Source organism: Achromobacter animicus, assembly GCF_902859585.1.
GTDB classification, from domain to species: Bacteria; Pseudomonadota; Gammaproteobacteria; order Burkholderiales; family Burkholderiaceae_B; genus Achromobacter; species Achromobacter animicus.
On record NZ_CADIJM010000026.1, the window covers coordinates 1 to 25,143 of the forward strand.

The 25,143-nt window shown below is 66.6% G+C and carries 23 protein-coding genes; 10 read left to right on the forward strand and 13 right to left on the reverse strand.

Annotated features, from left to right (window positions below):
* Positions 1-258: 258 nt before the first annotated feature.
* The 4 genes from HV681_RS27020 to HV681_RS27035 form a co-directional block, all read right to left on the reverse strand.
* Positions 259-1,137 (reverse strand): RNA polymerase sigma-70 factor, encoded by an 879-nt coding sequence (locus HV681_RS27020; protein ID WP_175126175.1) that lies wholly within the window; start codon positions 1,135-1,137, stop codon positions 259-261.
* Between the two features lie 115 nt (positions 1,138-1,252).
* Positions 1,253-2,254: a bestrophin family protein gene (locus HV681_RS27025; protein WP_175126176.1), complete on the reverse strand. Its 1,002-nt coding sequence runs from the start codon at positions 2,252-2,254 to the stop codon at positions 1,253-1,255.
* A gap of 33 nt (positions 2,255-2,287) precedes the next feature.
* Positions 2,288-2,935: a DedA family protein gene (locus tag HV681_RS27030; RefSeq protein ID WP_175126177.1), complete on the reverse strand. Its 648-nt coding sequence runs from the start codon at positions 2,933-2,935 to the stop codon at positions 2,288-2,290.
* A gap of 198 nt (positions 2,936-3,133) precedes the next feature.
* The gene (locus HV681_RS27035) at positions 3,134-4,159 is read right to left on the reverse strand and encodes a LacI family DNA-binding transcriptional regulator (protein ID WP_246282914.1); all 1,026 of its coding nucleotides are present in this window, start codon (positions 4,157-4,159) and stop codon (positions 3,134-3,136) included.
* Positions 4,160-4,371: 212 nt separating this feature from the next.
* Here HV681_RS27035 and HV681_RS27040 point away from each other — a divergent pair, with 212 nt between their 5' ends.
* Both HV681_RS27040 and gudD read left to right on the forward strand, forming a co-directional pair.
* Entirely contained in the window at positions 4,372-5,343 is a 972-nt protein-coding gene (locus HV681_RS27040) for a Bug family tripartite tricarboxylate transporter substrate binding protein (RefSeq protein ID WP_175126178.1), read from the forward strand.
* 46 nt (positions 5,344-5,389) lie between these two features.
* Entirely contained in the window at positions 5,390-6,736 is a 1,347-nt protein-coding gene (gene gudD, locus HV681_RS27045; protein ID WP_175126179.1) for a glucarate dehydratase, read from the forward strand.
* A gap of 46 nt (positions 6,737-6,782) precedes the next feature.
* Here the strand turns inward: gudD and HV681_RS27050 are convergent, their stop codons facing one another.
* On the reverse strand, positions 6,783-7,466 hold the full coding sequence (locus tag HV681_RS27050) for a hypothetical protein (protein WP_175126180.1): 684 nt from the start codon (positions 7,464-7,466) through the stop codon (positions 6,783-6,785).
* Between the two features lie 2 nt (positions 7,467-7,468).
* Positions 7,469-8,500, reverse strand: a complete 1,032-nt coding sequence (locus tag HV681_RS27055) for a TRAP transporter substrate-binding protein (protein ID WP_175126181.1) — start codon at positions 8,498-8,500, stop codon at positions 7,469-7,471.
* 172 nt (positions 8,501-8,672) lie between these two features.
* On the opposite strand from HV681_RS27055, the gene HV681_RS27060 reads away from it, so the two are divergent.
* Complete coding sequence (locus HV681_RS27060) at positions 8,673-9,506, forward strand: IclR family transcriptional regulator (RefSeq protein ID WP_175126182.1); 834 nt, start codon at positions 8,673-8,675, stop codon at positions 9,504-9,506.
* Here the strand turns inward: HV681_RS27060 and HV681_RS27065 are convergent.
* A complete protein-coding gene (locus HV681_RS27065) occupies positions 9,503-10,330 on the reverse strand; it encodes an IclR family transcriptional regulator (protein WP_175126183.1) in 828 nt (275 codons plus the stop codon). The two genes, HV681_RS27060 and HV681_RS27065, sit on opposite strands and share 4 nt — an antisense overlap.
* A gap of 127 nt (positions 10,331-10,457) precedes the next feature.
* Here HV681_RS27065 and HV681_RS27070 point away from each other — a divergent pair, with 127 nt between their 5' ends.
* The 7 genes from HV681_RS27070 to HV681_RS27100 all read left to right on the forward strand — a co-directional run bounded on the left by HV681_RS27070 (position 10,458) and on the right by HV681_RS27100 (position 16,587).
* On the forward strand, positions 10,458-11,465 hold the full coding sequence (locus tag HV681_RS27070) for a TRAP transporter substrate-binding protein (RefSeq protein WP_175126184.1): 1,008 nt from the start codon (positions 10,458-10,460) through the stop codon (positions 11,463-11,465).
* 19 nt (positions 11,466-11,484) lie between these two features.
* Positions 11,485-11,928: a type II 3-dehydroquinate dehydratase gene (locus HV681_RS27075; RefSeq protein WP_175126185.1), complete on the forward strand. Its 444-nt coding sequence runs from the start codon at positions 11,485-11,487 to the stop codon at positions 11,926-11,928.
* A 49-nt stretch (positions 11,929-11,977) separates the two neighbouring features.
* On the forward strand, positions 11,978-12,544 hold the full coding sequence (locus HV681_RS27080; RefSeq protein ID WP_370633061.1) for a TRAP transporter small permease: 567 nt from the start codon (positions 11,978-11,980) through the stop codon (positions 12,542-12,544).
* Positions 12,541-13,821 (forward strand): TRAP transporter large permease subunit, encoded by a 1,281-nt coding sequence (locus tag HV681_RS27085; protein ID WP_056563400.1) that lies wholly within the window; start codon positions 12,541-12,543, stop codon positions 13,819-13,821. Before HV681_RS27080 ends, HV681_RS27085 begins: the two co-directional genes overlap by 4 nt.
* A gap of 68 nt (positions 13,822-13,889) precedes the next feature.
* Complete coding sequence (gene pcaH, locus HV681_RS27090; protein ID WP_175126187.1) at positions 13,890-14,591, forward strand: protocatechuate 3,4-dioxygenase subunit beta; 702 nt, start codon at positions 13,890-13,892, stop codon at positions 14,589-14,591.
* 3 nt (positions 14,592-14,594) lie between these two features.
* The gene (gene pcaG, locus HV681_RS27095) at positions 14,595-15,164 is read left to right on the forward strand and encodes a protocatechuate 3,4-dioxygenase subunit alpha (protein WP_175126188.1); all 570 of its coding nucleotides are present in this window, start codon (positions 14,595-14,597) and stop codon (positions 15,162-15,164) included.
* Between the two features lie 25 nt (positions 15,165-15,189).
* Positions 15,190-16,587, forward strand: coding sequence for a 3-carboxy-cis,cis-muconate cycloisomerase (locus HV681_RS27100; RefSeq protein ID WP_175126189.1), 1,398 nt, complete (start codon positions 15,190-15,192; stop codon positions 16,585-16,587).
* Positions 16,588-16,689: 102 nt separating this feature from the next.
* Here HV681_RS27100 and HV681_RS27105 read toward each other — a convergent pair whose 3' ends face one another.
* The 6 genes from HV681_RS27105 to HV681_RS27130 form a co-directional block, all read right to left on the reverse strand.
* Positions 16,690-17,580 (reverse strand): GntR family transcriptional regulator, encoded by an 891-nt coding sequence (locus HV681_RS27105; protein WP_175126190.1) that lies wholly within the window; start codon positions 17,578-17,580, stop codon positions 16,690-16,692.
* Positions 17,581-17,585: 5 nt separating this feature from the next.
* The gene (gene pdxA / locus HV681_RS27110; RefSeq protein WP_105239726.1) at positions 17,586-18,638 is read right to left on the reverse strand and encodes a 4-hydroxythreonine-4-phosphate dehydrogenase PdxA; all 1,053 of its coding nucleotides are present in this window, start codon (positions 18,636-18,638) and stop codon (positions 17,586-17,588) included.
* Positions 18,635-19,852 (reverse strand): D-threonate kinase, encoded by a 1,218-nt coding sequence (gene dtnK / locus HV681_RS27115; protein WP_175126191.1) that lies wholly within the window; start codon positions 19,850-19,852, stop codon positions 18,635-18,637. The genes pdxA and dtnK overlap by 4 nt, the downstream gene beginning before the upstream one ends.
* Positions 19,849-20,835 carry a 2-keto-3-deoxygluconate permease gene (locus HV681_RS27120; protein WP_255809193.1) on the reverse strand — a complete coding sequence of 329 codons (987 nt, stop codon included), beginning with the start codon at positions 20,833-20,835 and terminating at the stop codon, positions 19,849-19,851. Before HV681_RS27120 ends, dtnK begins: the two co-directional genes overlap by 4 nt.
* 192 nt (positions 20,836-21,027) lie before the next feature.
* A complete protein-coding gene (locus HV681_RS27125) occupies positions 21,028-23,103 on the reverse strand; it encodes a TonB-dependent siderophore receptor (protein WP_175126206.1) in 2,076 nt (691 codons plus the stop codon).
* A gap of 320 nt (positions 23,104-23,423) precedes the next feature.
* Positions 23,424-25,139 carry an AMP-binding protein gene (locus HV681_RS27130; protein ID WP_175126193.1) on the reverse strand — a complete coding sequence of 572 codons (1,716 nt, stop codon included), beginning with the start codon at positions 25,137-25,139 and terminating at the stop codon, positions 23,424-23,426.
* Positions 25,140-25,143 lie beyond the last annotated feature (4 nt).

Sequence of the window (25,143 nt, forward strand, 5' to 3'; positions counted from 1 at the left end):
CTCTCGTAGTGGCAGTCCGGGTGCAACCGGCTGATGGTTGAAGACGTCCCTTACCCCAGCGCCTTTCTTCTTCGAAAGACGCATCCACACCATACAAGGTTGAGGACGGGGTAGTCCGGAGCGAAGGCTCCGGACCGCAATCGGAGCCCCGCCCACCCCAGGCCCACGCCGCGCCGGGCGTCTTAAGAACCCAACCGCGCCCCTAACTCCAACCCGGCACTACAACCAACAACTCCGAAACCGCGCAAACCGCGTCGGTCAGGAACGCTTGAGCTCCGCAGCGATACGAGCCAGCTTGTCCGGATTGCGTTGCACCAGCACCCGCGTCAACCGCTCGCCGTCGGTCTCATAAGACTGCACGGATTCCAGCTCGCCATCGATGAAGCGCAACAAGGTCCATTGCCCATTCACCTGCACCACCTCGACGTCCAGCGCATCGCGATACCGGCGCTTGCCCGCATAAAAAAGTTGCGCCAGTCGCTTGCCGCCGACCAGGCTGGCAAATGCCGTGACCTTGTCGCCGCCGTCGCCGATGAGCTCGGCGTCGTCGCTCAGCAAAGCAAGGAGTCCGTTGAAATCGCTGCGCTGCATCGCATCGGCAAATGCCTGCAACAGGCGCTGCAGCGTTGCGCGCGGCACTGCTTCGCGCGGTGCGCCCTGGCGCAGTTGCTGCCGCGCCCGCCGCACCATCTGGCGGACGGCAGCCGGGTTCTTGTCCAGCGTTTGTGCGATGTCCTCGTAGTCCGCGTCGAACACATCGCGCATCAGAAACGCCGCGCGGGCATCTGGCGACAGTCGTTCCAGCATGAACAGAAACGCCACCGAAACGTCGTCCGCCATCTCGTGGATCTGCTCCGGCGTCGACGGCGCGGCCATCAGCATCGGTTCGGGTAGCCAGACGCCCACGTAGTTTTCGCGCTCGGCCTTGGCGGCGCGCAGGCGGTCGATGGACAGGCGCGTCGTGGCAGTGACGAGCCAGGCCTCCGGGTTCTGGATGCAGGCGCGGTCCGCGCCATGCCAGCGCAGCCAGGCTTCCTGCACCACGTCTTCGGCCTCGGCCACGGCGCCCAGCATCCGGTAGGCGATGGCGTAAAGGCGGGAACGGTGCTGGTCGAAGAGGGCGACAGAGTCGGTCATGGAGAGGGCCAGCGCCGGGACGAGGGGGGAGGGAGGCAGGTATTTTGCCGCAGGGGCCTGCCTGCGACAAGCGCGCGGGACGTCCATGGCGCTCTCCCATCTTGAGCCGCGGGAGCTACAGCACGATGTCATTCGTGCACAGCGGCGGCAGCGCCGTGGCGCCGCGCATCTGCCTCAGGTCCCGTTCCACCATCGTGCTCAACTGACTGATCGGCACGTCGTTGGCATTGCCTTCGAACGGATTTTCGGTGCTCTGGCCCACCTGTTCCAGCGAGGTGTAGATCCACGAAATGATGACGCTGAAGGGCGCGGCCAGCCACGCCATCTGGCCCTGCATGAAGCCGCCCGCAGCGTCGCCGATCAGGTCGAACTGCGCGGTCAGGCCAAAAGGCAGCGCCACGCAGAACGCGCGCACGAAAAGCGTGTTGATGATCGCGTACTGGCGCGGATACGGAAAATCCTTGATGCGTTCGGCCTGCCCTTGCAGGTCGAGCAGGTCGCGCAGGCGCCCGTTCAGGTCAGCGTATTCCGACGCCGTGATCGCGCCCGCGTCCAGCAGTTGCCTGGCCGCGCGGGCTTGCCCATCCAGCAGTTGCACCGCCTTGTTGTCGGCCGTCGCCAAGGCTGCGATTTCCGCCGCTGGCAGGTAACGGGCCAGCGCGGAATCAAGCGGCATGCGGCGCTCGGGGATCACGTAGCGCTTGCCGTATTCCGCATTCGGCCGGTTCTGCATGGACTCCCAGACCCGGGGCGCGCGAAGCTGATACCGCAGGGCCGTCAGCCACGCCAGATGCCGGTCGACCAGCCCTGCGGCGCGCCCGGCGTCACCCGCATAGTGGCCGCACAGCATGCCCCACGCGCGGCTGGCGCTGACGATGCCCATCCAGATCTTCTGCGCCTCCACCGTGCGCGTGTACGTCTGCACATTCTTGAAGCCCACGACGAACGTGGTCGCGGTGCCCAACAGCGTCACCACCGACAAAGGCAGCGTCAGCCATTTCATGCCGGCCACCTGGTACAGCAGCACGGGCACAAGGCTGAGGGCGGCGAGGATATAGATGGTCCGGCGCGTCCAGACCACGAATTCGCACAGGCGATAGGATTTTCCGAGGTGCATGATGTCGATTCCTGATTGCCTTCAGACGTCCGTTCAAGGAGCGGTCGGGCCGGCCTGGCGCGCCGCTTTCACGCCCCACGCGCGCCGGGCATAGCGATACGCCAGGAACAGCGCCGCGGCCGCGATGGCTACGACTGACGCGCGGCCGCCCAGCGCACTCAGTGCTGCCAACAACGCTTCCACCCGCGCGGAAAATACTGCGCCCAGGACCAGCCCCGCCGCGGCCCACAACGCCAGGCCCGCGCAGTCGTGCCAGACGAACGACCGCAGGCGCGTGCCGCTTGCGCCGCACAGCGGCACGGCCACCATCGACAGACCGGGCATGAAGCGCGCGACGATCAACAGGCGCACGCCCCAGCGGTTGAAGAAGCGCTCGGTCCTGCTGATGCAGGCCTCGCGCGAGAGCGACAGGTTGCACACGGTGTGCAGCGTGCGCGGCCCGTAGCGTCGGCCGCCGCGGAACCAGAGCAGGTCCGCCAGCACGCCAGCCAGCACCGCGACGGCCAGCACGACGGCCAGCGGCAAGGCGACGTGGCCCGCTGCGCCGGCCGTCGCCGCCTGGCTGGCGCCCACGGCGATGAGCGTGGGCATGACGGGAAGCGGCAGGCCGAGCGATGCGCCCAGCACGTTCAGGAACACGGCCAGCACGCCGTATTGCGCGATCCATTCATGCGGCAGCATGCGGCGCTCCCTGCGTATTGCGGTGGGGCGCGATGGCGGGCGTGGACATGTGGGGATCTCCTGAAATCGCCGCGCCGCGGTGCGTGGCCGGTCAGGACAGATCCTAGAGGTGGCGCTTGCGGCGCGGTAGACCCGCGCAGGGACGCACGGTGTTGTCCGGGCGACAACAATGCGCTGCGAGGATGCTGCGGGCCAGAGTTATGCGCTGTCGCGAGTCACGATGCGAAAGCCGATTTCGACCACCGATTGCGCGGGACGCAGGCCGTTCGCGCGCAGGCCGATCATCTCGGCCGCCTGCGCGCCGATGGCGGCCCCATCCACGTGCACGGACGTGATGGCCGGGGACATCGACGCGGCGATCTCCATGTCGCCAAAGCCCATCACGGCCAATTGCCGCGGCACCTCCAGCCCTTGCGCCGCGGCCTCCGTCAGGACGCCAGCGGCCATCATGTCCGAACTGCAGAACACCGCGTCGATGCCCTGGCCAGAACGCTGCAGGGCGCGCAGGCCTTCGCGGCCTTGCGCGTGCGTCGTCGGCGCGGGCATGTAGTGCACCAGCGGTTCGGGCAGGCCCGAATCGACGGCGGCGCGGACCAGGCTTTCGGCGCGCAGCCGGGCGCGGTGGTCGTCGCCGCTAAGCACCGCCTGCCGCGTCTTGCCGGCGTCGCGCAGATAGTGGCTGACCGCGGCCCCGATCGCGTCATGCGACAGGCTGAGCAGCATATCGATGGGCGCGTCCGTGGCGTCCCACGTTTCGACGATGGGGATGCCGGATGCCTTGAGGAGCTGCCGGCCCTGCGGAGAATGCATCACGCCCGTCAGCACGATGCCATCGGGGCGGCGCCCGATGATGGCGCGCAGCAGGGCGTCCTCGCGCGGTGAGTCGTAGCCGCTTTGGCCCACCATGAGCTGGAAGCCCTTGGCCTCGAGCGACCGCGTCAACGCCGTGAGCATGCCGCCGAAAAGCGAGCCCGTGATCGAGGGCACCAGCACCATGACCAGGTTGCTGCGTGACAGGCGCAAGCTGCCGGCCATCAGGTTAGGCACGTAACCCAGCGCCTGGATCGCGGCATTGACCTTGTCGAGCGTGGCCGGGGAAACCTGCTGCGGCGTATTGATGGCGCGCGACACGGTGATCATGGACACCCCGGCCGCCTGCGCCACCTCGCGCACGGTGACGTTGGCGCGCTCCGGGGAGCGGGAAGGCGAATCGGCGGACGGCATTCGGGACGGGCGCATAAAGGGAACAGGAACGGACGTGAAACTGGGGTCAAGCCTACCTGCAGACGCCGGTCTTGCGGGCCGGAGGCGGTTAGGGTTTGTCCGGATAGTAGCCGGAGAGGGCGAAGAAATATTCTAAAAAGGCCGTGATGTTAACGTTAACAAAGGAAATGGTAACGTTAACGTCCATAAAAGAACCTATACCGGAGACAGTAATGACGAGCAACGCGCGCAAGTGGATTGTTGGTTTGACCTTGATGGCCGCAGCCGGCGTGGCGCACGCCTGGCCCGACAAGGCCGTCACGGTCGTCGTGCCGTTCCCGCCCGGCGGCGCGACCGATTCGGTGGCGCGCGCGTTGGCCAACAAGCTGGGTGAACAGCTCAAGCAATCCTTCGTCGTGGAAAACAAGGCCGGCGCCACCGGCACGATCGGCGCCTCGCAGGTGGCCCGCGCCGCGCCGGACGGCTACACCCTGATGGTCACGTCGCTGGCCCCGCTGGTGGTGGCGCCGCACCTGATGAAGGGCATCACCTACGATCCGGCCAAGGACTTCACGTACCTGACCGTGGCCGTGCAGACCCCCAATGTCCTGGTGGTCAGCCCGCAGCTCGCCTCCAAGGTCAACAGCGTGCAGGACGTGCTGGCGCTGCTGAAGGAAAAGCCGGGCGCGATCAGCTTCGCGACGTCGGGCGCGGGGTCGTCCGACCACCTGACTGCCGAACTCTTCTGGCAGAAGACCGGCACGAAGGGCCTGCACGTGCCGTACAAGGGCGGCGCACCAGCCATTTCCGATCTGCTGGGCAATCAGGTGGAGATGTCCTTTCAGAACGTGAATGCCGTGCTGCCGCACATCAAGTCCGGTAAGCTCAAGGCCATCGCCGTCACGGGTTCCAAGCGTTCGCCGGTGCTGCCCGACGTGCCCACGTTCGCCGAAGCATCGGTGCCGGGTGTCGACGTCTACGCCTGGCAGGCCGTCGTGGCTCCGAAGAACCTGCCCGCCGACGTGCGCGACAAGCTGTCCGCCGCCCTGACCGCCGCCCTGAAGGATCCGGCGATCAGCAAGCCCTTCACCGACATCGGCCTGGAGGTCGTCGCCAACTCGCCCGAAGCCTTCACGAAATTCCAGCAGCAGGAAAGCGCCCGCTGGAAGCAGGTCATCGAGACCGGCGGCATCTCCGTGCAATGACGCAACGCACCCGGCCGTGGCGGCCGGGCTTTTTCAAGAAGCAATCATGACTCTTCACGCATCCCAAGCCTCCCAGACGCCCACGATCACCGGCATGCGCGTCGTGCCGGTGGCCGGCCAGGACTCCATGCTGCTCAACCTGAGCGGCGCTCACGCCCCTTACTTCACGCGCAACCTGGTCATCCTGACCGACAGCGCCGGCAACACCGGCGTGGGCGAAGTCCCCGGCGGCGAAAAGATCCGCACCACGCTGGAGGACGCACGCGCCCTGATCGCGGGCAGCTCCATCGGCAACTATCAGCACACGCTGAATCAGATGCGCCAGGCCTTCGCTGGGCTGGACAGCGCCGGCCGCGGCGCCCAGACCTTCGACCTGCGCGTGGCGATCCATGCCGTGACGGCAGTCGAATCGGCGCTGCTGGACCTGCTGGGCCAGCACCTGGGCGTGCCTGTCGCGGCGCTGCTGGGTGAAGGTGTGCAACGCACGTCCGTGCAGATGCTGGGCTATCTGTTCTACGTGGGCGACTCAGCACAAACGCCGTTGCCTTACCAGACGGCGCCCGACGCCGAAGGCTGGCTGCGCGTGCGGCACGAAAAGGCGATGACGCCCGAGGCCATCGTCCGGCTGGCCGAGGCGGCCCACGAACGCTACGGCTTCCAGGATTTCAAGCTCAAGGGCGGCGTGCTGCGCGGCGAAGAAGAGGTCGAAGCCATCCGCGCCTTGCACGAGCGCTTTCCCGACGCGCGCGTCACGCTCGACCCGAACGGCGGCTGGCTGCTCAAGGACGCGGTGCGGCTGTGCCGCGACCTGCATGGCGTGATGGCTTATGCGGAAGACCCGTGCGGCGCCGAAGGCGTGTTTTCCGGCCGCGAGGTCATGGCCGAATTCCGCCGCGCCACCGGCCTGCCCACCGCCACCAACATGGTGGCTACCGACTGGCGCGAGATGGCGCATGCGCTGTCGCTGCAATCGGTCGACATCCCGCTGGCCGACCCGCATTTCTGGACCCTGCAGGGCTCGGTGCGCGTGGCGCAGACCTGCCAGGCGTTCGGCCTGACGTGGGGCTCGCATTCCAACAACCACTTCGACGTGTCGCTGGCGATGTTCACGCATGTGGGCGCCGCCGCGCCGGGCCGCGTCACCGCGATCGACACGCACTGGATCTGGCAGGACGGCCAGCACCTGACCCGCAATCCGCTGCAGATCCGCAACGGTTATGTCGAGCTGCCGCAGACCGGCGGGCTGGGCATCGAGTTGGACATGGACGCGATCGAGCGCGCCCATCAGCTTTATCTGCAGCACGGCCTGGGCGCGCGCGACGACGCTACGGCGATGCAGTATCTGGTGCCTGGGTGGAAGTTCGACAACAAGCGGCCTTGCATGGTGCGCTGATCGGCATCGCGCCTGGCGGTGACGGGTCAGGGCGGGGGGCAGCGAATTACCTTGCCCCCGCACGCTCCAGTGTGTGGGACAGGCAATAGACGTCTGACCACGCCGGGCCACCACCCGTCATCGCGCGCATCTGGGCCGAGTTCAGAATGTCGCCGTCGCAGGCGGTCACTGCGTTGATCGCATAACCATTGACGACGTAGATCCAGTCGGCCGCGCGGTCTTTTCCGCCGCGTATTTTCTGTTCCGTGGTGGCGTTCATTGCCGGCGTGTCCGTCACGATCAGATGCGCGCCGGACAATCCCGGCTGCGCCGCCGCGGCCGCCGCATGCGCCTTCAGATACGCACGCAGCGCTTCCTCCGACCCCGGCAAGGGGGACAGGCGAATCGTCAGGGCATATCTGGCCAAGCCGCCGCCGACGCTCTCGACCACGCGGCATTGGCTGCGGATCATGTTGCGGTGCTGCGGCATGAGCTTCGTGGACCACGGCGTGGGGGCGTTGAGCCGCTGGAGGTAGCCGGGGGAGACCAGCGTTTCGTAGGCCTCCAGCTCGTACAGCACGAAGAATCCTTCCCCGCCCTGGGCGCTGGTCCAGCGCGTGCCGCGCAGAAACCCGGGAACGCCCATGCGCTCCGGGAAGTGCTCATGGGTATGCCAGTCTTCGAACTCCGCGCGCCACGCCGGCGCAATGTCCCACCACATTGCGATCGCTGCCTTTCCGAGCATGGCCATGATCAGTTCTTGGCCCGCAACGCGGCAAGTTCCGCGGTGACCTGCTGCATGACGTCGGGTCCGATTTCGCCCGCGAACTTGTCCACCACGGGTTTGACTGCGCCGCGCAGGCGCTCGACCGCTTCAGGCGTCAAGGTGTTGACCTGCATGACCTTGCGCAGATCGTCGATGGCCACCGCTTCCTTGGCCTGCGAGATCCGCCGTTCTTCCGCCTTGGCCTCGGCGGCCGCTTCCAGGATGATCTTGCGCTCGGCGTCCGACATGCTGTCCCACGTCTTGCGGCTCATCAGGAACGGCATGCCCGTGTAGATATGGCGCGTCAGCGACAGGTATTTCTGCACTTCGGCAAACTTGGCGGACAGGATCACGCCCACCGGATTGTCCTGGCCGTCGATGGCCTTGGACTCCAGCGCGCCGTAGACCTCTCCGAACGTCATCGGCACCGGGTTGGCGCCCAGCGTCTTGAACATGTCGATGTAGACGGGGGCGGCAATGACGCGCATCTTCAGGCCTTGCAGGTCCTGCGCCTGCGCGATCGGGCGCTTGCTGTTGGTCATGTTGCGAAAGCCCAGGCCCCAGATGCCCAGGCCGATCAGGCCGTGATCGGACAGGCCGTTCAAGAGGCGCTGGGCAACGGGTCCGTCCGAAACCGCGTACGCCTCGCGTGCGTCGTTGAACAGGAACGGCAGGTCAAAGACCATGAACCGCTTGTCGATGCCGGCCAGGAGGCCCGTCGCCATCGAGGTGAAATCCAGCGTGCCGCCGCGGACCGCCGACAGGTTCTGCGGGTCCCCACCCAACACCGCATTGGCGTAGATCGACACCTTCATCTTGCCGCCGCTTTTCTCGGCGACCAGATCGGCAAATTTCTGCGCGCCCTGGCCCAGCGGATGGTCCGCAGCCAGGCTGAACGCGAATTTCATCGTGCGCGCCTTGATCTCCTGTGCGGCGGCGGCTCCCGCCACGGCAAGGCAGGCCAGGATGGTCGCTGCGGCATTCGCGGCAATGCGCAAGCACGTCTTCTTTGAATTCATCACAAGCACCTTCTTCGGTTGTCGTTGGCAAAGGTCCGGTTGATGCGGTTACGGCGGCGGGCCATCGTGTGAATACCCGGCTGCGAGCATAGGGCATAATTTTGAATCCCGTTCAAAATTTGATCGAATTCAAAAATTGAACGATTCCATGGATGGTCACCCGGAGAGCGCGATGAGCGGGGCAATCGAAAAAACACTGGCGTTGCTTGAATACCTGGCTGCCCATCCCGACGGCGCGAACCTCGCCGACATTGCGGACGACCTGCACCAACTGCGCAGCGGATGTCACCGAACCCTCCACGAACTCATGAAGTTCGGCTACGTCCGGCAGACGTCGGTGCGGGGCGAATACGCATTGACGACCAAGCTGGCGTCGATGGGTTTGAGTTTCCTGAGCCGGTCCGGCGTGATCGACATCGCGCAGCCGGTTATCGACCGTTTTGCCGCGGCAACCGGTGAACTCGTGCGACTGGCCATTGTCGACGGCAAGCGTCTGACGCTGGTGGCCAAGGCGCAAGGCGCGAAATCCGGGCTGCTGTACGACCCGGACATGGGCATCGACCTGCGCCTGTCGTGCAGCGCGGCCGGCCACGCGTGGTTGATGACGTTGCCTGAAGACCAGGCCATTGCCTACGTCACCGAACAGGGGCTGGGAAAACCGCGGGATTTCGGGCCGAATGCCCCCACGTCGATCCGCGCGTTGCTGGCCAGCCTGGACGCGCATCGGCGGCGCGGCTACAGCATTCTGCAGGACGTCTACGCGGCCGGCATGAGCGCGATGGCGGCGCCCATCCGGCGTCCCGGGCATCAAAGCACCGGCATCCTGGTGGTGGCCGGTCCGTCGCAACGCTTGACCGTTAAAGCCATGGAGAAATTCGGGCCGGCGCTGCTGCGCGCGGCAAGCGAGCTGGCGCAGGCCGGAGACGCCTCGCCGTTGCTGCGCTCCGCGCGCGTGGGCACCTGGGGAAACGGCCCCGCGCAGGGTGAAGAGCCGGCGGCGGATTAATCCGCGGACGCCTCGTCTCCGGAATTGCGGCCCTGCATCGGGAAGCGCGTCCGGAACATCGGCGATGCCAGGCTGGCCAGCGCCAGTTCCTGCGCAGCCGCCAGCAGGTCGGGACCCAGCGCTTCCATCCGCGCTTCGGTCAGGCGCATCGCCGGACCGGCAATGCTCAGTACGCCAATGGCCGCCTCGCCCTTGCGCTGCACGGGCGCTGCCATCGCGGTCATCCCCGGCGCGAACACTTCGTTGATCATCGCGTAGCCGCGCTTGCGTCCGGCCTGAAGCATCTTCGTCAGCGCGGCGATGGTGGTGGGGGCATTGGGACCGTATTCCTCCGGCGAACCGAAACCCTGGCGCGAAACCAGGTCCAGCGCGCGTTCGTCGGTCATCGTCAGCATCCACGCGTGGCCGGAGGCGCTGCACGACAGCCTGGCTTCTGAGCCCATCTCCGGGTCGTAGCGCAGGCCGTGACGCGCGCCCTGCGCCTTCGCAACCCAGGTCAGCCGCTCTTCGTTGTCCACGATGGCCAGCCGCACGAGTTCGCCGGAGATGTCCGCCAGCCGATCCACCAGCGGCTGGGCGATGTCGACGATGCCTGTCGCCGCAAGATAGCTCAACCCGATTGAAGCGACCCGGGCTGTCAGCGCGTAGTCGCCGTGATCCCGGATCTGGCGCACATAGCCGCAGCGGCAAAGGTCTGTCAGCAGACGGTGCGCGGCGCTCTGCGGAATCTCCAGTTGCTGGGCAAGTGAAGCGAGGGGCACGCCTTCGGGTCTGGAGGACAGGTGCTCCATGACGGCGAGCGCGCGTTCGAGGACTCCGGCCATGTCATCTCAACAAGTAGTGGGGTGATGGATGATAACCCTAGGTGGAAAACTATTCCACTCGGAATTACATTCCACTACCGAGTCTTGCCAGACATCGAAAAAATTCCAAATAACACCGGAGACAACGATGAAGACCAGCCTTTTCCGCATTGCATTGACGGCGGCCCTGTGCGCCAGCGCCATGACGGCCGCCGCGCAGGACGTCCAGGAACGCACGATACGCTTTGGCCATCTGAACAACACGGATCACCCCGTCAGCGCGGGGGTGCAGAAGTTTACGGAACTGGTGGCGGCCAAGAGCGGCGGAAAGCTGAAGGTGAAGGAGTTTCCCGCCTCGCAGCTCGGCAATGAAATGCAGCAGCAGTCCGGGCTGCAGGGGGGCGTGCAGGAGATGTCCGCGCCGGCTTCCACGTCGCTGGCGGGCATCGTCAAAGAGTTCGGGCTGATCGATCTGCCGTTTTCCGTGACCGACTTCGGCCAGGCCGACGCGCTGCTGGACGGCCCGCTGGGGCAGGCGCTGATAGCCAAGCTGCCCGAAAAAGGTCTGGTCGCGCTGGGCTTCTGGGATCTGGGCTTTCGCAACGTGACGAACTCCAAGCACGCCATCGGCAAGCCGGAGGACCTGGCGGGCCTGAAGATCCGCGTGATTCCCAACCCTGTCTTCCTCGATACGTTCAAGGCGTTCAAGGCCAATCCCGTGCCGATGCCCTTTGCGGAGCTGTACGGTGCGCTGGAGTCGCGGGCGGTCGACGGCCAGGAAAATCCCTATTCGGTGATCCTGTCCAACAAGTTCTACGAAGTGCAGAAGTACGTCAGCGCGACCAACCACGTGTATGCCGCGAATATCGTGCTGGTCAGCAAGAAGTTCTGGGACAAGCTGTCGCCCGCCGAGCAGAAGATCCTGCAGGAGGCGGCCGATGAAGCGCGCGGCTACCAGCGCAAGGTCAGCCGGGCCGCCGCGCAGAAGGCAGTGACGGAATTGCAGGCCAAGGGCATCCAGTTCAACACGATCGAACCGGGCGAAAAGGCGCGCATGCAGCAGGTCGTCAAGCCGGTGATCGAGCACTTCACCAGCAGCTACGACCCGGCGATCGTCAAGCTCTACAACGACGAACTCGCCCGCATCCGCAAGTAACCCGCACCGGCATCCCATCATGAAGATCCTTGTCCTGCACGGCCCCAACCTCAACCTTTTCGGCCGCCGCGAGCCGCACATCTACGGAACCACGACGCTTGCGGAGATCAACGACCGCCTGGCGGCGCTGGCCGCGGAACTGGGCGTCCAGTTGTCGACGCTGCAATCGAACCATGAGGGCGCGTTGATCGACTTTCTGCACGAGAACATCGACTCCGCCCAGGGCGCCTTGGTGAACCCTGCCGGGCTGACCCAGCACGGCGTGCCGCTGCACGATGCCATCAAGGCCATGCCGTTTCCCTCGCTGGAGGTGCACATGTCGAACATCGCCGCCCGTGAGACCTGGCGCGCGCATTCAATTATTTCGCCGGCGGTGCGCGGCACGGTGCAGGGGCTGGGGCCCCAGTCCTACCTGACGGCGTTGCGTGGTCTGGTGGGGCTTTTGCAGGACGCCAAGGCATGAGCCCGGCGCCCGCGCATCCGACGCCGCAAGGAGGCTGGCCATGGTCGTCATAGACAGATTCATCGGCGCGGTCTGCCGTGTGCTGGAGTTCGCCATCGCCTTGCTGCTGGCGGCGATGGTGGTGCTGGTCTTCGGCAATGTCGTGGCGCGTTACGGCTTTAACTCCGGCATCACGCTGTCGGAAGAGCTGTCGCGCTGGATGTTCATCTGGCTGACCTTTCTGGGGGCGGTCATCGCCCTGAAGGAGCGCGGCCACCTGGGCATGGACATGGTCGTGGCCAAGCTGCCCACGGCGGGTAAGAAGATCTGCCTCGTCGCGGGACAGGTCCTGATGCTTTACATCGTGAGCCTCATGTTCAAGGGAAGCTGGGATCAGGCGGTGATCAATGCGGATGTCAGCGCGCCCGTGAGCGGCTTGCCGATGGCCATTGTCTACGTGGCCGGATTGGTGTTTTCGGTGATGGCGGGCCTGATCATCGCCATGGATCTGTACCGCGTGCTCGCCGGCAAGCTGCAGGACCAGGATCTGATCATGGTCCAGGAGTCCGAAGAGGCGGTGCAGCTCAAGCAGATTCTCGAGGATGCCGGCAACGGCGCGCCCGGGAGAAGCGCATGACGATCGCCGTGTTCATCGGGTCGCTGCTGGGGGTCATGGCGCTGGGTGTGCCGATCGCCTTTGCGCTGCTGGCCAGCGGCGTGGCGCTCATGTGGCATCTGGACATCTTCGACGCACAGATCCTCGCGCAGAACGTCATTGGCGGGGCGGACAGCTTCCCGCTGCTGGCGGTGCCGTTCTTCATGCTGGCCGGCGAAATCATGAACGTGGGCGGGCTGTCGCGCCGAATCGTCGATCTTGCGCTGGCGCTGGTCGGGCACGTGAAGGGCGGGCTTGGCTACGTCACGATCATGGCGGGCTGCCTGCTGTCGGCGCTGTCGGGATCGGCTGTGGCGGACGCCGCCGCGTTGACGGCGCTGCTTCTGCCGATGATGGTCAGCGCCGGCCACAAGAAGCAGACCGCGGGTGGCCTGATTGCCGCGACAGGTGTGATCGGTCCCGTCATTCCGCCCAGCATCGGCTTGGTCATCTTCGGCGTGGCGGCCAATGTGTCCATTTCCAAGCTGTTCATGGCGGCGATCGCGCCCGGCCTGATGATCGGTGGGGCGTTGTGGCTGACGTGGGCGTGGCTGGTCCGGCGCGAAAAGATCGTGCCTCCGCCACGCAAGTCTCCGCAGGAAATTGCCACCGCGTTCCGCAAGGCGATCTGGGCGCTCATGCTGCCGGTGATCATCCTGGTTGGGCTGCGGATGGGTGTCTTCACGCCGACCGAAGCCGCGGTCGTCGCTGCAACCTACGCGCTGCTGGTGTCGACGCTGGTGTACCGCGAACTCAAGCTCAATCAGCTCTACGCAGTGTTCGTGTCGGCAGCCAAGACCAGCGCCATCGTCATGTTCCTGATTGCCGCCGCCATGGTCAGCGCGTGGCTGATCACCGTGGCCGATCTGCCGTCCAAGGTCGTGGACATGTTGCAGCCTTTCATGGGCAACAAGATCCTGCTGATGGCCGCGATCATGGTGCTGGTGATGGTGGTGGGCACGGCCATGGACATGACGCCGACCATCCTGATCCTGACGCCCGTGCTGATGCCGGTGGTGCGCGCGGCGGGCATCGATCCGGTGTATTTCGGCGTGCTGTTCATCATCAACAACTCGATCGGGCTGGTCACGCCGCCCGTGGGCACCGTGCTCAACGTGGTGGCCGGCGTGGGGAAGATGAAGATGGACGACGTGACGCGCGGCGTCCTGCCGTTCATGGCCGCCGAGTTTCTCGTCATGTTCCTGATGGTGGCCTTTCCGGCCCTGGTGATCATTCCCGCGCGGTGGTTTGGCGGGTAGGCGCCAACGCACCTCCCGCGCCGCTCGCCGGCGCAACCTGAAGCTCGATTCATTGGAGATTTTTCGCGATGTCCGATCTTGCTCAATACCGGCGCCCCTTCTGGGACACCCAGCCGGGCTACCGTTTCGATCCGTATGGATCCACGCGTTTGCGCTCGCCGAACGAACCGCTGATCGTCGTGCCGCAGACGCTTTCGGAGGTCACGGGGCCGATGTTTGGTGCGGCGTTCGTCAAACAGGGCGATAACGACCTGACCCGCGTTTCCACGGCGGAGGCGATCGGCGAGCGCATCATCGTGTCCGGCCGGGTGCTGGACGAGAACGGCCGGCCGGTGCCGGACGCGCTGATCGAGATCTGGCAGGCCAATGCCGCGGGCCGCTATCTGCACAAGCGCGATCAGCACGATGCGCCGCTGGATCCGAACTTCAGCGGCGAAGGGCGAACCGTCACGGACGCGCAGGGGCGCTACCAGTTCAAGACGATCCGGCCGGGGGCGTATCCGTGGGGCAACCATTACAACGGATGGCGTCCGCAGCACATTCACTTTTCGCTGTTTGGCCGAGCCTATGCCACGCGTCTGGTCACCCAGATGTATTTCCCCGGCGACCCGCTGCTGGAGTTCGATCCCATCTTCCAGTGCGTGCCAGACGCCAAGGCGCGCAATCGGCTGATCGCTGCGCTGGATTGGGAGACCACCGTGCCCGAGTACGCGCTGGGCTATCGCTTCGACATCGTCCTGCGCGGCCGCAACGCCACCCCCATGGAGTAACGCATGCTCTATCCCACCAGTTCACAGACTGTCGGTCCCTATCTGCACATCGGGCTGTCCGGGTTGAACCGTGACGATCTGACGGCAGGGTGCGGCGACCTGGGCGCGGCGCCCGTCGTCATCGAAGGACGCGTGATCGATGGCGAGGGCAATCCGGTGCCGGACGGCATGGTCGAGATATGGCAGGCCGATGCGCGCGGTGTGTACGGGCATCCGGACGACCCCCGGCATGACGAGGGCAGCGCGGGCTTCGGCGGCTTTGGCCGGGTGGCGACGCAGCCGGACGGCGGCTTTCGTTTCACCACGATCAAGCCGGGCCGTGTGCCCGCACCCGACGGACAACTGCAGGCGCCGCATCTGGTGGTGTCCGTCTTCATGCGCGGCCTGCTCAAGCATCTGTCGACGCGAATGTACTTTCCGGATGAGGCCGGCGCCAACGAGGCGGATTGGATCCTGGCCAAAGTGCCCGCACACCGGCGCGGCACGCTGGTGGCAACAGCGGCGGAGGCGGGCGTTTTGCGCTGGAACATCGTCCTGCAGGGTTCGGAAGAAACCGTGTTCTTCGACATCTGAGCCGGTGTGCGACGAGGTCTACACGATGAGCAACCTTTCCGGGCTGACCGAATCCATCTATTCGGATGACGCGATCCTGTCGCTGTTTTCGGGCGCGGCGACCCTCGGCCAGATGCTTGCCGTGGAGGCGGCCCTGGCGCGCGCGCAGGCGCAATGCGGCGTCATTCCTCCAAGCGCCGCAACGGCCATCAATGAGGTCTGCCGGGTTGGCGAAATCCGCGGCGTGCTGGACGTGGACGGCATTGCCAGGGCTGCGGTGGCGGCGGGCAACATCGCCATCCCCTTCGTCAAGCAACTGACCGCGGCCGTCGCGCGCGTGGATACCGAAGCCGCCCGCTACGTGCATTGGGGCGCGACCAGCCAGGACATTCTGGACACCGCGCTTGTCCTGCAGATGCTTCAGGTGGCGGCCAGGCTGGACGCGGGGCTGGAGCGCGCCTCGCTGGCGTGTGCGCGGCTGACCCGCGCGCATCGGGACACCATCATGGTCGGACGCACGTGGCTGCAGCATGCGCTGCCCACGACATTCGGCGCCAAGACGGCGGGCTGGTTGGAGGCGCTGGAACGTAGCCGGCTGCGCGTGCGGCAGGACACGTCACAGATGGCGCTGCTGCAATTCGGCGGCGCCGCGGGCACGCTGGCCAGCCTGGGACCGTCGGCAAACGACGTGGTGCAGGCGCTGGCCGCCGAGCTGGGCCTGGGCGCGGCTGCGATGCCATGGCACACGCACCGCGACCGGCTTGCCAGCCTGGCCGCGTCGCTGGGAGTGCTGACCGGCACGATGGGCAAGATTGCGCGGGACCTGTCGCTGATGGCGCAATCCGAGGTCGGCGAAGTGAGCGAGCCATCGGGCCCGGGGCGAGGCGGATCGAGCACCATGCCGCACAAGCGCAATCCCGTGGGCTGCGCGGCCATCCTGGCCGCCGCGATCCGCGTGCCGCCGCTGGTGTCGACGATGCTGTCGGGAATGATCCAGGAACATGAACGCGCGCTGGGCGGCTGGCAGGCCGAATGGGATGTGCTGCCCCAGATTGCCGCGCTGACCGGCGGGGCGTTGCGCCATTTGACCGGCGTGCTGGACGGGTTGGAGGTGTATCCCGAGCGGATGGCGCAGAACCTGGCGCTGACTGACGGTCTCATTCTGGGCGAGGCCTACATGTTGGCGCTGGGCACGCGGCTGGGCCGTCTGCCCGCGCATGCGCTGGTGGAGCGCGCGTCGCGCGATGCGGTCGCGAACAAGCGTTCACTCAGGGATGCAGTGCGTGCGGCGTTGGAAAGCGATGCCGCGACGCGCGGATTGCTCAGCGACGATGACCTGGATCGTCTGGGCGATCCGGCGAATTATGTCGGCGAGGCGCCGGCGATCTGCGACAGGGTGTTAGCGGCCTGGAAGGCGAGCCGGAATGGGGGGAACGCGGCTTGAAGCGCTTGAAAGTGCATTAAAGCGCCATAAGCGCCCTAAATCGCCCGCGCCGCGCAGCGGCTCAGAACGCTGAAAGCCGCCTCGCGCGAACGGCGTGGCGAATCAGGACTGCCCACGCAACCGCGCCAGCTCCGCCGATAACTCCGCCACCAGCGCCTGCGCGCGCGCCAGCGGGTCCTGTCCGTTGACCGGCGCCTGCGGCTCAGGCGCGGTTTCATGCAGCCGGGGTTGCACGCTTTCCTGCCCCATGCTGACGTCCACGTCGAACACCAGTTGTTCGGCGCGATGCCAGGTGGTGAACCATTCCAGCGGCTTGCCGTGCTGGTCCATGCCCTGGCCCTGCAGCATCAGGAGCGGCGTGCCGGCCTGCGTGTCCAGCAGGGCGGCCAGTACGCCGTCTGCGGCGACCGCGCGGATCTGGTTGCGGCCGGCGCCGGGGCGCAGACCGAACTGCCGCGTCAGCACGCCGTGCAGGGAGGCGTCGGCCAGGTGTTCAGCGCGCAGGCCGGGCACCGCGTCGGCGGGCAGCCAGGTGCGCACGTAGGCCAGCGGCGCTTCGGCCACGTGGCGCAGGCGTTCGAGCATCAGGAGGCGGGTGGTGCCGAAGAACTCGGCAACCTCGGCGGGCGGCTCGGCCGGGCCCAGCGCCAGCACGCGCGTGCGCAGCGCAACGCCCGACTGGGCAAACTGTTCGTACAGACCGGTGGACCGCTGCACCAGGCGGCGGTGTTCCTGCGGCGCCGCCACGGTGGCGGGGCGGCCGGTCTCGCGTTGGATGAGGCCTTCGGCGGCAAGTGCCGCGAGGGCCTGGCGCACCACGCTGCGCGCCACGCCGAAGCGGTCGCACAGCGCGGCCTCGCTGGGCAGCACGGCGCCCGCCGCGAGCTTGTTCGTGCGGATGTATCCGCGCAACCGCGACGCCACCTGGGCGTGCAGCGGGATGTCTCCCGCGCGGTCAAGATCGGGCAATGCGTCGTGCGTGGCGGGCGCCATGGGAATCAACCTCCGGTTTGTGCCCGCGCAGTTTCCCATACATGCGTCCAGCCCGGGGCCAGATGCGCGGCGCGCTCGGCGGCCAGGATCAGGCTGTCTTCGCGCGCGATGCCCTTGCCGGCGATGTCGAAGGCGGTGCCGTGGTCGACGGACACGCGCACGACGGGCAGGCCGACGGTGATGTTGACGCCATCATCGCCGTACACGGACTTGAAGGGCGCGTGGCCCTGGTCGTGGTAACAGGCGATCACGAACTTCCATTTGCCGCGCACGGCCTGCGGGAACAGCGCGTCGGCCGGGATGGGACCGGCGGCCAGGATGCCGGCGGCGTTGGCTTCGGCCACGGCGGGCGCGAGGATGTCGGCGTCTTCGCTGCCGAAGATGCCGTTTTCGCCGGCGTGCGGGTTCAGGCCCGCGACGGCGACGGGTTCGTCGGCGCGGCCCAAGGCCGTGGCGAACGAGCCGGCCAGGCGCAGGACAGCGCGCATGCGGGCAGGGTTCACGTCTTCGATGGCCTGGCGCAGCGACACGTGCGTCGTGGCGTGGAAGATGTAGAGGTCGCCGGCCGACAGCACCAGCGAGAAGGTCTTGACGCCGAACTCATGCGCCAGCAGTTCGGTGTGGCCGGGCCACTTGTGGCCGGCGGCGTGCATCGCGGCCTTGTTCAGCGGGGCGGTGACGATACCGTCGATCTCGCCGGCGCGCGCCAGGGCGCAGGCCGTGGTGACGAAGCGCACCGAGCCGTCGCCGGCGTCCGCGCTGATCTCGCCCAGCTTGACATGCGCCAGCGACGGGCCGGCCTGCAGCACTTCGATCACGCCCGGGGTGTTGGTGGCGTCGGCGGGACGTTCGATCTTGCGCACGATGGCGGGATCGGCGCCCAGATTGCGCACGGCATTGGCCATGACGTCTGCGTCGCCAACGACGAAAAGGCGCGCCTTCTGGCGCAGTTCGTCGTGGCCCATGAGCATCTTGGCCGTGATTTCCGGCCCGATGCCCGCTACGTCGCCCAAGGTCACGGCCAAGAGGGGCAGCTTCGCGGGAGGGGTTTGTGTCATCGCTTGAATCTCCTGTCGCGGATCGCGCGCACCGCGCGAACCAGTACGTCTTCGGTGCCAAAGCCGCCGGCCTTGGTCACCACGGGCAGGCCAGCGGCCGTGCCTCCGGTCAGCGTGCCCAGAGGCACGCCGCCCATTACTTCATCCACCAACGCAATGCCGTTGGCCTGCAGGGCTACCAGCACGCTGCGCGCGCCGTCGCCGCCGGTGGCGACGACCCCTGCCGCGCGCGAGGCGGCGATCAATTGCGCGGCAAGGCTGCCGAGGCGGTCGGCGACCTTGTCGGAATCCAGGCCGGCGCGTTGGCCTTCGGGGGCCAGCAGCAGAATGGTGCCGGCTTCCAGCGGGGCCTGCGCGTGCGCCTGCAGGAGCGGTTGGCTCCAGGCATGCCACTGCGCGTCGTCGGCCAGTTGTTCGAGCGACGGGCGCCAGGTGTCGGCGCCCGCAGCCTGCAATGCGGCAGCCTGGCCGCGTGCGGCGCTGTGCTGCGAGGTCACCACGACGACAACGGGGGCGGTCTGGTCGGCGCCCGCCCAAACGCGGGCCAGCGGGACGGCCAGGCCGCCCGCGCCCACGGGCAGGGCGCGCTCGCCCAGCAGGCCGACGGCGCGCGCCAGCCGTTCCAGGTCGGCATCGGTGGACGCGTCCACCACCACGGCGCCGCCCGCGTGCGCGATGCGCGCGGCCAGCGTTTCCGGCGTGTCTTCAGCCAGTGGCGCCACGTGGGCGCAGCCGAGCAGGGTGGGGATGTGGCTTTCGGTCACGGGGGTGACCGGATCGGTCGCGGCCGAGGTTTCGGTGACCGGCTTGCCGTTCACATAAAGAATGCCTTGCTCGACGGTGCGGCCCGTCGCCGGAAAGGCGGGGCAGACCACCGCGATCGCGTCATCGCCCCAGGCGTCGCGCGCCGCGTCGATCTCGGCCTTGAAGGCGCCGCGCAGCGTCGAATCCACTTTCTTGTACAGGCGGGTCACGCCGGCATCGCGCAACTGACGTACGTTGCCGCGGATGACCTCGGCCGCATCGGCCGCGCTAAGCGCGCGGCTGTTGGTCGTGACGGCCAGCACCTCGACGCCGTCGTGGGCGGGCCCGGACAGGGCCTCGTCCGCGCCGCCGATCGACAGGTGCGTGCACCAGCCGGCGCGCACGAATTGCACGGCGGTGTCGCCGGATCCGGTCAGGTCGTCGGCAACGATGGCGATGGTGGGTTTCACAGGGCCTCTCCGCGGGCTTCGGTCAGGGGCGGGGCGACGGTGGCGTCGGCGTCCTCGGACTTCAGTTCACCGGCGCGCTTGAGGAACCAGGATGCCAGCACCGGGGCCAGAATGGAACTGATCAGCACGCATGCGGCGACCTGCGCGGTGGCGGTGGACACGTATTGCTGGAAGTTGGGGTCGGCTGCCGCGACCACGGCGGGCGTGGCGATGGCGTTGCCGGCGGTGGTGCCGGCTGCGAAGCCCAGGCCGCTCTTGCCGCCGCGGCGCAGGATCATGCGGTAGCCCAGGTAGACCAGGCCGCCCGTGATCGGGCTGATGATCAGGCCCAGGATCAGGCCGCTGATGCCGCCGCCAACCACGGCGCCCAGATCGATGCCGGTGCCCAGCGCAAAGGCGAAGAACGGAATGACGATGTTGGGCACGGGCTTGAGCACGTCACGCCACTTGGGGTCCAGGTTGCCGACGACCACGCCCAGCAGGAAGGGCACCAGTGCAGCGACCAAGGCGATCATCGGGATGTCGGCCAAGCCGGACGCGCCCAGGAACAGCAGGCTGAAGAAGGGGCCGTCGTTGACCGCGCTGGCGACGTAGGCGCCGCGGTCGCGGGCATCGCCGTATTGACCGGTGTAGGCCAGCCACAGGCCGCCGTTGCTGTTGTCGAACGCGGCCAGCATGGCCAGGATCGACACGCCCCACAGACCGTCCAGACCGACGTAGCTGCCGAGGATGATGATGAGCGTGGCGGGCACCAGCGTCTTCATCAGCAGGATGGTGCCGGCCGTGGCCAGGATCGGGCCGCCGGTGCGGGCGTTGACGTGCGTGCCGGTCGCGAAGATCAGCAGCGCGATCAGCGGCAGCGCGCTGTTCTTGAAGAGGGCGGTGGTAAAGCCGCCGATGGCGAGCGCATCAGGGGCGAAGGTGCCGATCAGGGAACCCAGGATCAGCGGCACCAGCATCAATCCACCAGGGATTTTTTGCATCGTGCCAAAAAAGGGCGAGCGGGTAGTTGCGGTCGACACTATCGAGGTCTCCAGGACGATTTTTCTGGGTTGCAGACGTTCATGCGCGCGTCTGTCGGACGGGTGAAAAAATCGTAGTGTACACCTGTACGTACAGCATGTACGTACAGGTTGACCTCAATTGCCGTCCCGGATATGGGGACGGTTTCGTCGTCAGAAGCGGTAGGCGCCGCTCAGCATCACCGTGCGGCGCGCACCATAGAAGCAGTCGCCACGGTCCAGGCAGACCACTTCATACGTGCGGTCCGCGATGTTGTTGACGTTGAGCGCATAGCGCCACGGTCCGTTGGTGTAGCTGACCATCGCGTCGAACAACGTCACGGACGGCGTCTCCGGCGCGCCGCCGTCGCGGAACTTGGACAGGAAGCGCGTGCCGGCGCCGACCGCGAAGCCGGGCTGGCCCGCGATCGCGAAGCGATACTTGCTCCACAGCGACACCATGTGCTTGGGCATGCCTTCGAGCTGCGGATCGATGTCGGTGTAGATGTAGTTGGCGATCACGTCGACGTTTTGCGTGACGCGTCCGCGCATCTCCAGTTCGACGCCGCGTGTACGCGTCTTGCCCGCCTGGATCTGATTGTTGGGATTGTCCGGATCGTTGGTCTGGCGGTTGCTTTCGCGCAGGTCGTACGCCGCCGCCGTGAATTCCAGGTCGGCACCCGGGGGCATGTACTTCAGGCCCAGTTCCCACTGCTTGCCGCGCATGGGCTTCCAGCGCTGGTCGTAGAAATCCGCGCCCGCGATGGGGGTGAAGGACTCGCTGTAGCTCACGTACGGCGACCAGCCGTTGTCGGCCGCGTACATCAGGCCGAAGCGCTTGGTCGTGGCCTGATCAGTTTCCTTGTCCTGGCCCTCGGCCGTGCTTTCGACGCGATCACGGCGGATGCCTGCCAGCAGGATCCAGTTCTTGTCGAACGTGATCTGGTCCTGCGCATAGAAGCCCAGCTGCTGCTGGCGCTGCTTGGGCGAGTCGCTGAGCGTGTAGTCGGGCGCGTTGCCATACACCGGGTGGTACAGATTCAGCGGCGATCCCAGCCCGCTGTCCGATTGGCTGGTTTCGCGATAACGCGTGTAGTCCATGCCGACGATGACGGTGTGCTGCGTGCGGCCCCAGTTCAGCTTGCCTTCCAGGTTCTGATCGGCGAGCAGCGTGCGCATGCGCGGCTTGTTGATGTAGTAGTAGCGGTCGACGGTGGTCTGTTCGGGGTCGATGTAGGAATCGCCGCGGCGGTCGCCATACACGTTCGGGTACAGCGATTTGTAGTCCACGCTGCTGACCGTGTTGCGGAAGCTCTGGCGGACCTTCCAGGTGTCGTTGAACTTGTGTTCGAACAGCCAGCCGACGTTGAATTGCTCGGTGTCGTAGGTGTCAAAGCCCGGTTCGCTGGCAAAACGGCGCGTCGGAATGCGGCCGTTGGGATTGTGATCCACGGTGCCGCTCCATGGCAGGAACGATTGCGTCGTGCCGGAACGGTCCTTCTGCCAGGAGGCCTGCAGCGTCAGCGACGTGGCTGCGCTGGGTTGCCACGTGAGCGACGGCGCGAGGAACATCCGGTCATCCTGCGCGTACTGCACCTGCGTGTCGCTGTCGCGGCCCAGCGCCACCACGCGATACAGCCACTGGCCGTCCTCGGTCAGCGGGCCGGTGATGTCGGCCTGGATCTCGCGGCGGTTGAAGTTGCCCAGCTGCACGCCGATTTCACCCTGCTGCTCGGCTTGCGGGCGCTTGCTGACCAGGTTGACGATGCCGCCCGTGCTGCCCTGTCCGTACAGCATCGACGACGGGCCGCGCAGCACCTCCACGCGTTCCAGGCCATAGACCTCGGTGCGCGGGTTGTTGAAGCTGAAGAACTGGCGCAGGCCGTCCAGGTACTGCACGGGCTCCACGCCGCGCACACGCACGTAGTCGCCGCGGTTGTCCACGCCGTAGGCGTTGGGCCGCACGCCGGCCGCGTAGTTCATCGTGTCCTGCACGTTCTGCGAACCCTGGTCGATGATCTGCTCGCGCGGAATCACGGTGATGGCCTGGGGCGTTTCGGACAATGGCGTGTCGGTCTTGGTGCCGGTGGCGCTGCGACGGGCTACGTAGCCGTCGACGGGACCGGTGGCGGTTTCGCCGGTACCCAGCACCTGCACGGCGGGCAGGGTGGCGGGCTGTTCGGGCTGCGCATGCGCGGCGCCGGCGCCCAGGCAGGCGGCCAGCGCGGCGGCGGGAACACGGGTGTGCAGCCGCGCGCGCGAGGCGGCGGGGGTGTGGTGGTGCTTCAAGAGGATCTCCCCACTGGCGTCGGTTGGGTGCGGCCAGTTACGTATAGAAATGACAACGATAATAATTATCAATTGTGTCGATGTGCTCAGCCAATAGCGCGCGTCGCGGGAAGATGTAAAAAAGCCCTGCGGCGCTCCGGCGTGGCAGGGCTTGCACAGGAATCCCCTGTGAATTCATCGAGTTGAAGCGCGGCTTGATGCGGGACGCTGCCGCGGCCGCTGTTGGCGGCGCGCGACAGTGTTGCACGCGCAAAAACGGGGTGCGGTCGGCGGTGCGCCGATCAGTCCTGGCGGGTCGCCTGATTCGCGGGGGCCGGAGGGTTGGCGGCGGGCGCCGGCGCGTCCGGACGCAGCTCGCGCCGCAGGATCTTGCCCACGTTGGTGCGCGGCAGGTCGTCACGGAACTCGATGTGGCGCGGCACCTTGTAGCCGGTCAACTGGCTGCGGCAATGCGCGATCAGCGTTTCCGCGTCCAGCGTGGGGTCCTTGCGGATCACGAACAGCTTGACCGCCTCGCCGGAGCGTTCGTCCGGCACGCCTACGGCCGCTACCTCGCGTACGCCAGGATGCAGCGCGGCCACATCCTCGACCTCGTTCGGGTACACGTTGAAGCCGGACACCAGGATCATGTCCTTCTTGCGATCGACCAGATACACGTAGCCGGTCTCGTCGACATAACCGACGTCGCCCGTGCGCAGGAAGCCGTCCGGGTACATGACGAGCGCCGTCTCGTCCGGCCGGTTCCAGTAGCCCCGCGTGACCTGCGGACCGCGCACGCAGATTTCGCCGTTTTCGCCGATGCCCAGTTCGCGGCCCGCGTCGTCGCGGATCGACAGATCCGTAGAGGGCACCGGCAATCCGATGGATCCATTGAAGATCTTGGTGTCCAGCGGATTGATGGTGACGGCGGGCGACGTTTCAGTCAGGCCGTAGGCCTGGGCGATCGATACGCCGGTCGCCGCGCGCCACCGGTCCGCCACCGACCGCTGCACCGCCATGCCGCCGCCCATGGTGAGCCGCAGGCGCGAAAAATCCAGGTGGGCAAAATCGGGGTGGTTAAGCAGCGCGTTAAAGAGCGTGTTGACGCCCGTGAAGGCCGAGATCGGGACCTTGCCCATTTCCTTGATCAGCCCGGGGATGTCGCGCGGATTGACGATGAGAAGGTTGCTCGCGCCCAGCTTCATGAAGGTCAGGCAGTTCGCCGTCAGCGCGAAGATGTGATACAGCGGCAGGGCCGTAACGATGCATTCCTCGCCGTCTTTCACGAGGGGTCTTACCCACGCGTAGGCCTGGCTCACGTTGGCGACCATGTTGCCGTGCGACAGCATGGCGGCCTTGGCCACGCCGGTCGTGCCGCCCGTGTATTGCAGGAACGCCAGGTCGGCAGGCGAGAGCCGCATGTCGGTGTAGGGAAGGTCGCGTGCCGCACGCAGTACGTCGCCCAGCTTGTGCGAGCCGGGCAGCGACCACGCGGGCACCATGCGCTTGACGCGCCGGACCGCGAAGTCCACCAGGCGACCCTTGATCGGGCCCAGCATTTCTCCGATGGAGGTGACCACCACGTGCTCGACCTGCGTGCCGGGCAAGGCCTTTTGCAACGTGGCCGCGAAGTTGTCCGCGACCACGATGACGCGCGCGCCGGCGTCGGCCAGCTGGTGTTCCAGTTCGCGCGCGGTGTAGAGCGGATTGCAGTTGACCACGATGCAGCCGGCGCGCAGGGCGCCGAACAGGCAGACCGGGTATTGCAGCAGGTTGGGCATCATCAGCGCGACGCGGTCGCCGCGCGCAAGGCCTTGGGCGTGCAGCCATGCGGCAAAGCGGCGCGTCAGCGCGTTCAGCTCGGCATAGGTGATCGACTTGCCCATGCTGATGTAGGCCGTCTTGTCCGGAAAGCGCCGGAAGCTTTCCTCGATGATCGTCACCAGCGTTGTCTCGCCGTCGGTCTCGATCTCGGCGGGCACACCGTAGGGATAGCTCTTGTGCCAGATTCGTTCCATGTCT

What these genes read in the sequence shown, in the direction of transcription:
- HV681_RS27050 (WP_175126180.1), bottom strand. Translation starts at nt 7,466, where the DNA reads ATGGCCATGCTCGGAAAGGCAGCGATCGCAATGTGGTGGGACATTGCG.
- HV681_RS27030 (WP_175126177.1), bottom strand. Translation starts at nt 2,935, where the DNA reads ATGCTGCCGCATGAATGGATCGCGCAATACGGCGTGCTGGCCGTGTTC.
- HV681_RS27100 (WP_175126189.1), top strand. Translation starts at nt 15,190, where the DNA reads ATGAGCAACCTTTCCGGGCTGACCGAATCCATCTATTCGGATGACGCG.
- HV681_RS27070 (WP_175126184.1), top strand. Translation starts at nt 10,458, where the DNA reads ATGAAGACCAGCCTTTTCCGCATTGCATTGACGGCGGCCCTGTGCGCC.
- gudD (WP_175126179.1), top strand. Translation starts at nt 5,390, where the DNA reads ATGACTCTTCACGCATCCCAAGCCTCCCAGACGCCCACGATCACCGGC.
- HV681_RS27085 (WP_056563400.1), top strand. Translation starts at nt 12,541, where the DNA reads ATGACGATCGCCGTGTTCATCGGGTCGCTGCTGGGGGTCATGGCGCTG.
- HV681_RS27075 (WP_175126185.1), top strand. Translation starts at nt 11,485, where the DNA reads ATGAAGATCCTTGTCCTGCACGGCCCCAACCTCAACCTTTTCGGCCGC.
- HV681_RS27060 (WP_175126182.1), top strand. Translation starts at nt 8,673, where the DNA reads ATGAGCGGGGCAATCGAAAAAACACTGGCGTTGCTTGAATACCTGGCT.
- HV681_RS27130 (WP_175126193.1), bottom strand. Translation starts at nt 25,139, where the DNA reads ATGGAACGAATCTGGCACAAGAGCTATCCCTACGGTGTGCCCGCCGAG.
- HV681_RS27120 (WP_255809193.1), bottom strand. Translation starts at nt 20,835, where the DNA reads ATGCAAAAAATCCCTGGTGGATTGATGCTGGTGCCGCTGATCCTGGGT.
- HV681_RS27035 (WP_246282914.1), bottom strand. Translation starts at nt 4,159, where the DNA reads ATGCCGTCCGCCGATTCGCCTTCCCGCTCCCCGGAGCGCGCCAACGTC.
- pcaG (WP_175126188.1), top strand. Translation starts at nt 14,595, where the DNA reads ATGCTCTATCCCACCAGTTCACAGACTGTCGGTCCCTATCTGCACATC.
- HV681_RS27065 (WP_175126183.1), bottom strand. Translation starts at nt 10,330, where the DNA reads ATGGCCGGAGTCCTCGAACGCGCGCTCGCCGTCATGGAGCACCTGTCC.
- HV681_RS27025 (WP_175126176.1), bottom strand. Translation starts at nt 2,254, where the DNA reads ATGCACCTCGGAAAATCCTATCGCCTGTGCGAATTCGTGGTCTGGACG.
- HV681_RS27020 (WP_175126175.1), bottom strand. Translation starts at nt 1,137, where the DNA reads ATGACCGACTCTGTCGCCCTCTTCGACCAGCACCGTTCCCGCCTTTAC.
- HV681_RS27055 (WP_175126181.1), bottom strand. Translation starts at nt 8,500, where the DNA reads ATGAATTCAAAGAAGACGTGCTTGCGCATTGCCGCGAATGCCGCAGCG.
- pdxA (WP_105239726.1), bottom strand. Translation starts at nt 18,638, where the DNA reads ATGACACAAACCCCTCCCGCGAAGCTGCCCCTCTTGGCCGTGACCTTG.
- pcaH (WP_175126187.1), top strand. Translation starts at nt 13,890, where the DNA reads ATGTCCGATCTTGCTCAATACCGGCGCCCCTTCTGGGACACCCAGCCG.
- HV681_RS27105 (WP_175126190.1), bottom strand. Translation starts at nt 17,580, where the DNA reads ATGGCGCCCGCCACGCACGACGCATTGCCCGATCTTGACCGCGCGGGA.
- HV681_RS27040 (WP_175126178.1), top strand. Translation starts at nt 4,372, where the DNA reads ATGACGAGCAACGCGCGCAAGTGGATTGTTGGTTTGACCTTGATGGCC.